The sequence below is a fragment of the Lishizhenia sp. genome (assembly GCF_057456495.1).
The window spans coordinates 1-12,567 of record NZ_JBVCPV010000076.1 but is presented as its reverse complement, the minus strand read 5'-3'; the positions used below and the strand labels follow the sequence as shown (position 1 = coordinate 12,567).

At 37.5% G+C, this 12,567-nt stretch carries 10 protein-coding genes; all 10 read right to left on the bottom strand.

What is annotated here, in order from left to right; genetic code table 11:
• Positions 1-1,642, bottom strand: a 1,642-nt coding sequence (locus AC22ZQ_RS07190; RefSeq protein ID WP_318958104.1) for an alanine/glycine:cation symporter family protein, incomplete at its 3' end; no start/stop codon positions are given.
• A gap of 54 nt (positions 1,643-1,696) precedes the next feature.
• Positions 1,697-2,581: an SDR family oxidoreductase gene (locus AC22ZQ_RS07185; RefSeq protein WP_318958103.1), complete on the bottom strand. Its 885-nt coding sequence runs from the start codon at positions 2,579-2,581 to the stop codon at positions 1,697-1,699.
• Positions 2,574-3,599, bottom strand: coding sequence for a potassium channel family protein (locus AC22ZQ_RS07180; protein WP_318958102.1), 1,026 nt, complete (start codon positions 3,597-3,599; stop codon positions 2,574-2,576). Before AC22ZQ_RS07180 ends, AC22ZQ_RS07185 begins: the two co-directional genes overlap by 8 nt.
• A 230-nt stretch (positions 3,600-3,829) precedes the next feature.
• Positions 3,830-5,101: a DUF2851 family protein gene (locus AC22ZQ_RS07175; RefSeq protein ID WP_318958101.1), complete on the bottom strand. Its 1,272-nt coding sequence runs from the start codon at positions 5,099-5,101 to the stop codon at positions 3,830-3,832.
• A 107-nt stretch (positions 5,102-5,208) separates the two neighbouring features.
• Positions 5,209-6,027, bottom strand: a complete 819-nt coding sequence (gene pyrF, locus AC22ZQ_RS07170) for an orotidine-5'-phosphate decarboxylase (RefSeq protein ID WP_318958100.1) — start codon at positions 6,025-6,027, stop codon at positions 5,209-5,211.
• Positions 6,028-6,029: 2 nt separating this feature from the next.
• Positions 6,030-7,112, bottom strand: a complete 1,083-nt coding sequence (gene prfA, locus AC22ZQ_RS07165; RefSeq protein ID WP_318958105.1) for a peptide chain release factor 1 — start codon at positions 7,110-7,112, stop codon at positions 6,030-6,032.
• Positions 7,109-8,281: an AIR synthase related protein gene (locus tag AC22ZQ_RS07160; RefSeq protein ID WP_318958099.1), complete on the bottom strand. Its 1,173-nt coding sequence runs from the start codon at positions 8,279-8,281 to the stop codon at positions 7,109-7,111. The genes prfA and AC22ZQ_RS07160 overlap by 4 nt, the downstream gene beginning before the upstream one ends.
• 115 nt (positions 8,282-8,396) lie before the next feature.
• Positions 8,397-10,493 (bottom strand): OmpA family protein, encoded by a 2,097-nt coding sequence (locus AC22ZQ_RS07155; RefSeq protein ID WP_318958098.1) that lies wholly within the window; start codon positions 10,491-10,493, stop codon positions 8,397-8,399.
• A 137-nt stretch (positions 10,494-10,630) separates the two neighbouring features.
• A complete protein-coding gene (locus tag AC22ZQ_RS07150) occupies positions 10,631-11,668 on the bottom strand; it encodes an RluA family pseudouridine synthase (RefSeq protein ID WP_318958097.1) in 1,038 nt (345 codons plus the stop codon).
• A partial coding sequence (locus AC22ZQ_RS07145; protein ID WP_318958096.1) for a T9SS type A sorting domain-containing protein occupies positions 11,665-12,567 on the bottom strand: 903 nt, incomplete at its 5' end. The genes AC22ZQ_RS07150 and AC22ZQ_RS07145, both read right to left, overlap by 4 nt.

Sequence of the window (12,567 nt, the reverse complement as noted above, 5' to 3'; positions counted from 1 at the left end):
TGATTACCAAAGCAGTCATGGTACAAACAACCACGGTATCAATAAACGGCTCTAACAAGGCAACAATACCTTCTGAGATAGGTTCATCTGTAATGGCCGCAGAGTGAGCAATTGCAGAAGATCCAACACCTGCTTCATTCGAGAATGCTGCTCTTTGGAAACCTAAAATCAATACTCCAATAAATCCACCATATATGGCGTCTGGACTAAATGCTCCATTGAAAATAGTTTTAAAACCAAATCCTAAATTATCGTAGTTAAATCCAATAATCACCAAAGCACTAACAACATATATCCCTACCATAGTAGGTACAATTTTATCTGTAACCTTGGCAATACTCTTAATACCACCTACGATTACAACTCCAACCAAAATAGCCATTACTATACCGAAGTAGAAACCATAAGATGAGAATCCTTCCAAACCTGGAAGCTGAGATAATTGGTTAAAGGCTTGATTGGCTTGGAACATATTTCCTCCACCTAAAGAACCACCTACACATAAGATAGCAAAAATCAATGCCAACACTTTACCTAACTGAGCAAAGAATGGTCCTTTTTTAGCCAAACCTTTTGACAAGTAGTACATTGGTCCACCAAATACTTCACCGTCTTCTTTTTGGTGTCTGTATTTCACACCTAAAGTACATTCTACAAACTTAGAGGCCATACCTAATAAACCAGCTAAGATCATCCAGAAAGTTGCACCTGGTCCACCCATAGAGATAGCGATAGCAACCCCTGCAATATTTCCTAAACCTACAGTTGCAGATAAAGCAGTAACCAATGCTTGGAAGTGAGACACCTCACCGTGATGACCATTTGGATCATCATATTTACCCTGTACTAATTCAATGGCGTGTTTCGGACCTCTAAAGTTGATAAACTTCATTCTAATTGTAAAGAACAAAGCTCCGAGTACTAACCACAATACAATTAATGGGAATCCTTGTGTCTTAGTGCTTAAGTTTTTACTGTAGAAGGGTTGTCTTTCAGGATAGTCTATTACCCCAATAACTTTATCTGATCTATTCCCTCTTTTATTGATGAAGTGAACTTGCTCACCTGCCTTTGCTTTTATTTCTAAAACTCCAGATCCAACTGCGAAAAAAGGAAATTCATTTTCTCCATCCTGTAAGATGGCAATAGCTTGTTGATGTTTTACTTTCGCTCCATCCTCTACTAACCACTCTTTTACAAAGTAATCTTTCTTTGATTCATCAAGGGCGAAGGGTGCTTTCAGTACATTATTTGGCACCTTAACAGTATCCGCAAAAATTTCGTGAAACAGTATGCTTTGCATAAAAGCTACCGCAGGCTTCATGGCATTATTAAAATGCTCTGGAATACTTTCCGCGTCTACTATACCTTTCCTTGTAACTGAATTATTGGCTGCATCTACAACGGTAACCTTTATAGTATCACCTTCTGACAAACCTGTTGCCACCCTGGTGTAAATGTTAACTCCTTCTTCAGACCAGATATAACGGTAAGGTTTCACCCCACCTTTCACGATTACCTCCGCGGTAACATCGTCTATCTTATCCTCAAAATCTTGAACTTTTAAATCTACTTGTAATGTCTCTTGTGAAAATGTTAGAAATGCCGTCGTAATAAATAAAAACGTAAGTATTTTTTTCATAAAGTTTTTGCTTGATTTCTTCAAAAATAGAAATATTTATTGCTTTCGAAAGAATTATAAACGTTCGAGTATCTCCTCCAAGGTTTTAGGAGCATAACCGAGATCATTTTTCGCCTTGGATAAATCAAATCCCGTTTTAGGTGGACGCTTCGCTTTTTGATTCAAACTCTCCGATTTTATAGGTTGAATTAAATCTGTATTCAATCCATAATACTTTCCTACTCTATTTACAATTTCCAGAATACTCAGCGTTTCTGGTCCACAAATATGATAAATTCCTCTTTTACCCAATTCCACAATACGAATACAGGCCCAAGCTAAATCATCGGCCCATGTTGGGGCTCTAAATTGGTCGTCTACAATAGTAAGAGCATCTCCTTTTTCCAATGCACCTTTTGCCCATAATAGGATATTAGACCTACTCATACCAGGAGTTTTACCTAAAATAATTATCGTTCTCACGATGGACCAATTGGTATTTTCGTCATTGGTTAGTATATGCTCAGCATCTAATTTAGATTTTCCATAAACACTTAAAGGATTCGGTTCATCGGTTTCTTTGTAATCTCCTTGTTTTCCATCAAAAACAAAATCAGTTGAGAGCAACTGAAGATGGGCATTGATTCGCTTCGCTTCTTTCCATAGAATCTCAACTGCTTTCACATTCAACAATTCACAACCCTCAACATCATCTTCACATGCATCCACATTGGTCATGGCCGCAGTATTTATAATATGTGTAGGTTTTAATTTTTGAAAACAAGCTTCAACTTCTGAAGGAATAGTAATATCTAAACTGACGTATTTGTCAGCCGGACAGTTAGGGTTTCTATTCTCTCCCCTTCCTGTTGCAATATATTCTTGTCCGTTTTTTTCTAATTGGTTGATGATTTTCTGGCCTAATAAACCATTGGCTCCTGTAACTAATATTTTACGCATCTACTTCAAAGTATTTCCTCAAATTATCTATTTGCTGCTTATCTCCTAACAACAAAATCTTGCTCCCTTTTGTTATCAATGTATCTCCAGAAGGATTAATTTGATAATCTCCATCGTCTTCTTTTATCCCAACTACAGAACAACCAGAAATTTGAGCGTTTATAAATACCTCTAATTTTTGATCTTTAAATTTCAAGGGTAAGCTATCATAGTTCAAGGCCACGATATTAGGTGTGTAATCAGAAGAAATTATTATTTCATCGATGAACTCCATGACATCAGGCCTCACCACCAAAGAAGCCATATGTGATCCTCCCACTGAATCGGGCATGATCACAGAATTGGCACCAGCGATTTTTAATTTGTTATAGGTTTCATTTTTTGATGCACGCGCAATAATCTGAACTTTCTTACTCATTTCACGGGCCGCCAACACCACATATACGTTGTTGGCATCAGAGGGCATACAAGTAATGATGGCTTTTGCATTCTCTAAATTCGCATTCACCAAATTTTCATCTACAGTGGCATCACCTACGACGAAATTATAATTTTCATCACTCTCATATTTCTCAACGCGAGCAGGGTCTAATTCTACAACCACGAAACTTTGCTTTGTTCGTGCAAAATCTTCTGCTACTTGTCTACCTACACGACCAAAACCACATATAACCACGTGATTTTTCAGGGCATCAATTTTACGTTTTTCCATGATGGTTTTTCTTAATTTTCTAAATTCTCCCCCAAATAAGTAAGAAGATAAGGAGGTTATTGCATAGGCGAAAGTACCCAAGCTCATAACAATTAGAAAAGATGTAAATATTTTACCGTTAGGAGATAAGGATTGAACTTCTCCAAAACCTACGGTTGAAATGGTAATCATCGTCATGTAAAAGGCATCAAGGGTATCATACCCTTCTAAGCCCACAAAACCCAAAATACCAATGAGTATACACCCTATTATAAGTGTAATACTATAGAATAGTCGATAATATAACTTACGGTACGCTTTAAACATTTACAGTTCCCAAATTGATCTCGGTTTAGAGCTTAGTCGCAAGGTATGCTTGTGTTCTAAGAGCCAACCCATAACAAGATACAACAATAATGGAGAGCCCAAACCAATAAAAGAAATATAGATAAAAAATCTTCTAACGTGTTCGGTTCTTAACCTAAGTTTTTTGGCCCACCAGGCACATACGCCGAAAGAGCGTATTTCAAAAAACAAAACTATTTTCTGTATTGTTCTCATGCTTTATTTGATAGGATAAAATTACCAATTTTACAGTGAAGACACTTCCTATCCGAACAAAAAAACTGATTTTGTTCTAAAAGCGCTTGTGTATCAAAGGCATTCTCCATGTCTACCCCTCTTTTCTGCCATTTATCGAGGATAGTATTTTCTTCAGGGGGCAAACTTAAAAGGATATCCATAGCAAGCTGCAGGTCACCATCATTGCCTTTTTGTTTACCCCGAAACCAAAAGAACAAGGCAAAAGCATTGATAAAAATTATATTCTGAGCTTTTTCACTAAGTTGAGTTTCGTGTTTTTTAAGGGTGGTAGATTTAAAGGAATAGTGATATTCCCAAAAAGCAGAAATGTTATCGTTAAACTTTCGACGTAACACCTCTAAATTATTGGCTTGAAAAGGGACTACTTCATACTTCCATTGCACAATAAAATGCGCGAGTTGAATAATTTTTAAATTAGGAAAACTACTTGGCCTAACCCCACTAAAACGCCAAGCACTAGCATCCATCATAGCAATCCCGTACTTCTTTTGTAAAAAATGCCAATGCTTTTTCAACTCATCTGTGTATGGATGATTATTCGCTTCTTGAAGTAACCCAGCTGCTCCGAGCATTACTGCTTCCAGCCTTTGTATATCCCATGCTTCTCTTAAAAGAAGTTGATAGGGTAGCAACTGTGCCAACTGTTGAAAAGGTAATTTATTTACCCTTCCTCCAAAACTTTGAAATAACAAATAATGCAAAACTTGTTTATAATCGTTCTTAGCGAGCTTAAACACACTTTTTAACTCCTCTATTTTTCGATTAAACCGATGTGCAAAAGCTACACTTACTTGTTGAAACACCAAGAGCTTGTTATTCTCTAATTCTTTTTGGCAGGGCAAATTTTCATCCTTTTTAAATACGTGCTGGTAATTTTTGTAATGCTCTAGATCTAAAACATCTTTCAATTCTAGTGTTGGAAGTTCTCTACCTTTTACAAATACCGCTTCGTCGTAATTGTAAACGACATGGAGGACTACATTATCGTAACTAGGGTCATTTTGATGTCCGTGCTTATACCAATCTGAGGAATTCACATGCATTTCAACATTGCCAGACCACGTCAATTCTTCCAAATACAATTTTGCATTGAAAATATCGGGACCTGTATCGTGATTTAATTTTCCGAAATCTAATATTATCAGGGGTCCACCATCAACAAGGGTCAGCTTTTGTAGCGGAAGTCGTTTAGACTCCCACAGGTAGTGTAGGTACTGTTCTTTCATAATGATTAGGTTGAAGGTAGAAGATACGAAAAAGCAAATAGCTAAAAAAATTGGACACAAAAAAAAGGCGAGTGTACTTACTCGCCTTTTTCGTAATTATCTTTTTCTTACCAGCCTTTGGCCTTTAAAATCTTGTGCATATCCTGTTGAATCGCATGAGCTGCTTCAGCAGATTTTTGAGCAAAGTCTTCACCTTGTCCGGCATAAATAATGCCTCTAGATGAGTTTACCAACAAACCACAATCATCATTGAATCCATACTGCGCAACATCTTCTAAGCTTCCTCCTTGCGCTCCAACACCTGGAACTAAAAAGAAGTTATTGGGAACAGTTTTTCTAACTTCACCAATACCCTCAGCTCGCGTTGCTCCAACTACATACATTAGGTTTTCTGGCGTTCCCCATTCTGAAGTTTTACGCAACACCTTTTTATACAACTCCTCACCTTGCGCATCTTTCACAAATTGGAAGTCCAGCGCTCCAGCATTAGACGTTAAGGCTAACACGATTACCCACTTGTCTTCAAATTGCAAGAATGGCGTTACAGAATCTTCTCCCATGTAAGGTGCTACTGTAACTGAATCAAAATTCAAATATTCAAAGAAAGTTTTGGCATAATAGCTAGAAGTATTTCCTATATCTCCTCTTTTTGCATCTGCAATTGTAAAGATATTATCAGGAATATAATCCATGGTCTTCTCTAAAGCTTCCCATCCTTTTTTACCCAAACATTCGTAAAACGCGATGTTGGGTTTATAAGCTACACAATAATCTTTGGTAGCATCTATGATTTGCTTGTTGAACTCAAAGATTGGATCTTCTGTGTCTAACAAATGCTTTGGAATTTTATTTAAATCCGTATCCAACCCTACACATAAGAAGGACTGTTTTCTTTTGATTTCAGCAACTAACTCTTCCTTCTTCATGCTTATGCAGTTTCTCCTTTCATCTTCTCCGCATTCTCGGCTACTTTCAAGGCATCAATCATTTCTTGAATATCTCCGTTAATGAAGTTAGAAAGGTTATACATTGTTTTATTGATACGGTGATCTGTAACACGACCTTGCGGGTAGTTGTAAGTTCTGATTTTTGCAGATCTATCTCCCGTAGAAACCAAAGATTTTCTTTGCTCAGCACGCTCAGCATTTTTCTTCTCTAATTCCTGTGTGTACATTCTTGAACGCAAAACAGAGATTGCTTTCTCCAAGTTTTTGTGCTGTGAACGTCCGTCTTGACACTCCACTACAATACCTGTTGGAATGTGTGTTAAACGAATGGCAGACTCCGTCTTGTTAACGTGCTGTCCACCCGCACCTGATGCTCTAAAGGTATCTCTTTTCACATCAGACATGTTCAATTCAACATCCACTTCTTCTGCTTCTGGTAACACAGCAACAGTAATTGCAGAAGTATGCACACGACCTTGTGATTCTGTTTCTGGCACACGTTGTACACGGTGAACTCCTGATTCGAATTTCATAGTTCCGTATACACCTTCACCTTCAACATTCATAGAGATTTCTTTGTATCCTTTAGTACCTCCCTCATTCGAGTTCAATACCTCTACCTTCCATCCTCTATTTTTGAAGTACATGCTATACATTCTAAACACGTCTTCCACGAAGATACACGCTTCATCACCTCCGGTACCGGCACGTAATTCAACAATAACGTTTTTATCGTCTTCAGGGTCTTTTGGAATTAACAACACCTTCAACTCTTCCTCAAGTTCTGGTTTTTGCGATTCCAATTCGTGCAATTCCATTTTAGCCATTTCCTTCATCTCTTCATCATCTTCCATTTCTAGAAGCTCTTTAGAAGAAGCAATGTTATCTAAAATGTTCTTGTATTTTTTATACGCTACAACAATCTCTTCAAGGTCTTTATACTCCTTGTTCAATTTAACGTAGCGTTTCATATCCGCAATGATGTCTGGATCGACGATCAAACGTCCAACCTCTTCAAAGCGGTAATTTATATCTTCTAATTTACCTAGTAAATCTTCCATTATTTGTCGTAAATAAACTCTCCGTATGGAGACTGAATCGTTAATTTCTTTCCTTCATGTTCTTCTACTCTACCTACAATCTGAGCATCTACATTGAAAGATTTAGAAATTTCTATAATTGAAGCAGCGATTTCTTCTGGAACGTAAATTTCCATTCTGTGTCCCATATTAAATACTTTGTACATTTCCTTCCATTCTGTACCTGATTCTTTTTGAATCACATCAAATAATGGAGGAATAGGGAACATGTTATCTTTAATCACGTGAACGTTATCCACAAAGTGAAGCACTTTTGTTTGTGCACCACCACTACAGTGAACCATACCTGCGATATCTGCTCTGTGTTTGTCTAATATTTTCTTGATGATAGGTGCATAAGTACGTGTTGGAGATAATACCATTTTACCTGCATCTACAGGAACACCATCAATCTTATCTGTTAATCCGTAAGATCCAGAATACACTAAATCATCTTGTACAGCTGGGTCAAAACTCTCTGGGAATTTCGTTGCTAAGTCGTGCTTAAATACATCGTGACGGGCAGAAGTTAATCCGTTACTTCCCATACCACCATTGTACTCTTTTTCGTAAGAAGCCTGACCAAATGAAGAAAGTCCAACAATTACATTTCCTCCTTTAATGTTGTGGTTAGAAACAACATCTTCACGTTTCATTCTAGCTACAACCGTTGAGTCAACAATAATCGTTCTCACTAAATCTCCCACATCGGCAGTTTCACCACCTGTAGAGAAGATACCAATTCCTTGCTCTCTTAAATCAGACAACAACTCTTCAGTACCATTAATTATTTCGGCAATAACATCACCGTTAACTAGATTTTTGTTTCTACCAATTGTACTTGATAAAAGGATATTATCTGTAGCTCCCACACACAATAAATCATCAATATTCATGATCAATGCATCTTGAGCAATACCTTTCCATACGGATAAATCACCCGTTTCTTTCCAGTACATGTAGGCCAAAGAAGATTTTGTACCTGCACCATCAGCGTGCATAACTACACAGTAGTCTTCATCACCTGTTAAGTGATCTGGAACTATTTTACAAAATGCTTTCGGAAACAATCCTTTATCAACATTCTTGATTGCGTTGTGAACATCCTCTTTTCCAGCGGAAACGCCTCTTAAGTTATATCTAGTATCTGCCATAATAATTCTTGGACGGCAAAGATAACTATTATAATTTATCTGAGCGAGTCCGACTTTTATAAATCAAAAAATCCCGACGGCTTTCACCATCGGGATTAAACATATTTTTAAAACCTTATTGTTGTCCTTGCGTTGAACCTGATGCAACAAAGTCCATACTTACAACCTCTCCTTCCGTTCTACGGTTAAATTGGTGTAATTTCTCAAACAACTCTGGGTCTGACTTTTTAAACTTATTGATGTAAGATTCAGTCAAAAGAATTTCTTCGTAAACTGTTCCCATATCTGGTTTATCTACCACATATTTTCCGTCTACCAAGTAAACTGTTCTCGGTTCGTTTTCTCCACGACCCTCTGGAACTAATCTTTCTCTTGGAACACCTTTTTCATTTACTAAGTAATCCACACAAGATTGTGCTCTTCGTTGTGCTAACTTCTCATTGGCAGAAGCACTACCACGTGAATCGGTGTGTGATACTAATCGGATAACCATTCCTGGGTATTCCTCTAACATATCGTAAACAAAGTTCAATGAATCCTTAGAGTTGATCGAATCTTCAATTACCATCAATTCAGCACTACCCAATCTGTATCGTACCTCTGGTAAACGAATTGGTGTTTTAGGCACCATGTTCATTGCAAAGTAGAAATCTTGGTTATCCGCCAATCCTTTTGTTGTGAACTCTACCATCTGTCTGTTATCGTGGTATCCTTCCAAAGGCAACAATTTCACTTTAAACTCACCTTCTTCTCCAATGTAACGATCTCCATTTGGTTTCTTCTCCCAGTAAACCATACCACTTTCATTGGTAACTCCTGTAAAGGTTCCTTCAGCAGTTGTTACTTCAACAGAAGCACCATTTACTTTTTCAGAAGAACCTAATTTACTTACTACAACTTTCAATGTAAATAAGTTCGGTGGAATTTCGTAAGAGTAAATATTTGTAGCGTATGAACCTTTCTTTCTATCCGAAGTAAAGTAACCTGTTTTCTCATCCACCTGTGTTAAGTGGAAATCATTGTCTTTAGAGTTGAATGGGTATCCCATGTTTTCTGGAGCTGCCCATTTGTATTCTGTTCCAATTCTTTTGGCAACAAAAATATCTAATCCACCTAATCCAACGTGTCCTGATGAAGCGAAGTACAACTCACCGTTTAGTCCGAAAGTTGGGAATAACTCGTCTTGCGCTGTATTAATTTCTGGTCCCATGTTTTTAGGATCAGACCAAGAATCAGATCTTCTATCGTACTCTGTGTACCATAAATCTTTTCCTCCAAAACCACCTGGCATATCAGAAGCAAAGATTAAGAATCTTCCATCTTCTGAAGGACATGGGTGACCTACAGATACTGTATCGTTTGGTTTTAAGTTAATTTTTTCTGGAATATCCCAAGATCTACCTTTCAATTGAGATACGTAAATATCACAACCAAAGAAGTTATCATCTGGGTTGTAACATCTTGTTAAGAACATTTGTTTGTAACGACCATCAAAAGCAACAGGTCCTTCGTGGTGCTCTGTATTGATGCTATCATCTTCTACTGGAGTTACCTCTCTGTAGTTTCCATTTCTATCTAATTCAGCGTAAAATACATCGAAGTATTTCTCACCAGAACGTGGATCAACATCTTTTCCTAATGCCTCTGCTCTTGCTGAAGCAAACATGATTTTATCACCTCTTCTATCAGCAATCACCAAACACATGTCTGATGCTTTGTCATTAATTTTATCTTCAGCTTTAATCGTAACCTTTTTGGCTAATGCTACAGTAATAGGAGCTTGTTCACAAGATTTAATAGCATCTTCAGCAGCCTTATCTCCAGGAACTAATTCTAAATACTCTTCGTATTGTTCCTTCGCCTTGTCGTAATCTCCCGTAAAACGGTGTGCCTCTCCATAGTTAAAGTGAACTTTAGGTTCTGTTTTAGCAAATCCTAAATCTATTGCTCTCTCATACCATTCTTTTGCTTCTTCATGTTGCTCTGTTAGGCGGTAAGATTCTGCAACGCAATATGCCATTTCTGCTTTGTATTCCTTGGACTTTCCAGCTTTGTAAGGAATTTTTTCATATGCTTTCTCACATTCTGAAGCAGCAACTGCATAGTTCCTTCCCGAGAATGCTTTTCTAGCATCCTTGATAGGTCCTTTTTGCGCGAAAAGCGAGAGACTACAGAATGTTAACGTAACGACAAGTAGTGATTTATAGCTCATGTACGACATTGGTTTTATAAAATTTTACGAAAGAAAATAATTTTAATCGGTTTAAGCAAACAAAATAATACAAAGTTTCCGATCCCTAAAGTCTTCCTTTAATTAATTTAGATATTTAACGTATTAGATTGAAAGGGTTACACTTCCCTTGATGACATATACACTTCCCACTTATCCAAAACCGCCTGAAAATTGGCTGGCAAATCGGAATCAAAACGTTTATACTCATCTTTTACGGGATGCTGAAACCCTAAAGTTTTTGCATGCAATGCTTGTCCGGGCAACAAAGCAAAACAGTTCTCTACAAACTGTCTGTATTTAGAAAAGGTGGTCCCCTTTAAAATTCTATCGCCTCCATATTCGTTATCATTAAACAAAGGATGTCCGATAGATTTAAAGTGCGCTCTAATTTGGTGCGTTCTCCCCGTCTCTAATTTACATTCTACCAATGTAACATAACCATAGCGCTTAATCACCTTGTAATGTGTAACGGCATGTTTACCGTGTTCTCCCTCAGGAAAAACATCCATCACTTTTCTATTCTTTAAAGAACGACCGATGTGCCCCGTAATGGTTCCATCTTCTTCGATATCTCCCCAAACCAAAGCATGATAACGACGCTCTGTGGTTCTATCAAAAAACTGCTTAGAAAGATGCGTTAAGGCTTGCTCTGTTTTAGCAATAACCATTAACCCCGTTGTGTTCTTATCTAGTCGGTGAACCAATCCTGGTCTACCGTAATAATTCTCTGTTTTCTCAGGTAAATTATCGATGTGATATACCAAAGCATTCACTAAGGTTCCTGAATAATTTCCATATCCTGGGTGCACCACCATTTCTGAGGGCTTATTAACCACCAATAAAGTGTCGTCTTCGTAATGAATATCTAGGGGAATATCTTCCGGAATCAATTCAATTTCTCGAACAGGATAAGGAAATTCAACCGTGATTACATCATCAGGCTTTACCTTATAATTCTGTTTCACTGCTTTACCATTGGCATGAATATTACCATTCTTTGCAGCTGTTTGAATTTTATTTCGCGTAGTATTTGGCAAACGGTCTAATAAGAATTTATCCACTCTTAATACCTCTTGCCCTTTATCTGCAACTACTTTATGATGTTCAAATAACTCTTCTGATTCAGAATTAAAGTCTTCTATCTCTTCGCTCACCTCTTAACTATTTTTGCCGTTTTCAATACTTGGTGATTTTCATCATAGATATTCACCAAATAAATTCCGGCTTCAAAGTTAGCTAAATCTAAGGATAGCGCATTTGATTTTGTTAAAAGTTCTCTTCCTCCTAAATCATATACACTTATCGTGAAGTCATTTCTATAGTCCGTTTTAAGATTCACCCAACCATTTGAAGGGTTCGGATAGAGTGTAAATTCAAATGATTCAGCTGCCATTACCTCATCGGTAGACAATTGATAATCTAATTTCGTAGAAAACATAGGTCGCATCATTACAGACCCTTGGAAACCTGTGTTTTCCCAGGTATTCTCCCCATCCAAACTATAGAAAATCTTATCACTGTTTGCAATATTCATATCTAAACCAACATTTAATCGGTCACTATCAATTTGTCTCCAACCTACATAAAAAACCTCTCCAACAGCTACTTTTTGCGTATCGGCTAGGTAATACGTGTAAAAACCATTATTCGACATTTGGTATTGTGGCTGACGCGGATTAAAGAAATCATCTTGATAAAGTACATCTCCGGGTTCTCCGTTCTCATCGCCCCAAATTGTAAGCAAAAACAACTTGTTGGAAACATCTATAGCCGCTGGAACAAAATGTATTTGTATCGCAACAATCGAGTCGGCTTCATAGGCCTCAAACTTATAAGCTAACCTCGCTTGGGTTCCGTTAGGTCCATAAGCTAATTCTGCTGTTCCATCATCGTAAGCATACACTGCTTTGAAGGTTTGTGTACCGAAAGTAGAATCGTTGTAACTAAAGTCGTTAAAAGGCACACTAGCCTCAGCAATCCAGTCAAACTCCGCCATGGTATCATTGGCCAAGTTGGCATCAAAGCTATACCCTCCGCTTAAATCTACTTCTGA

Excerpts from the sequence above, each read along its gene's own strand:
- AC22ZQ_RS07155 (WP_318958098.1), bottom strand. The coding sequence starts at position 10,493 with ATGAGCTATAAATCACTACTTGTCGTTACGTTAACATTCTGTAGTCTC.
- pyrF (WP_318958100.1), bottom strand. The coding sequence starts at position 6,027 with ATGAAGAAGGAAGAGTTAGTTGCTGAAATCAAAAGAAAACAGTCCTTC.
- AC22ZQ_RS07160 (WP_318958099.1), bottom strand. The coding sequence starts at position 8,281 with ATGGCAGATACTAGATATAACTTAAGAGGCGTTTCCGCTGGAAAAGAG.
- AC22ZQ_RS07180 (WP_318958102.1), bottom strand. The coding sequence starts at position 3,599 with ATGTTTAAAGCGTACCGTAAGTTATATTATCGACTATTCTATAGTATT.
- AC22ZQ_RS07185 (WP_318958103.1), bottom strand. The coding sequence starts at position 2,581 with ATGCGTAAAATATTAGTTACAGGAGCCAATGGTTTATTAGGCCAGAAA.
- AC22ZQ_RS07175 (WP_318958101.1), bottom strand. The coding sequence starts at position 5,101 with ATGAAAGAACAGTACCTACACTACCTGTGGGAGTCTAAACGACTTCCG.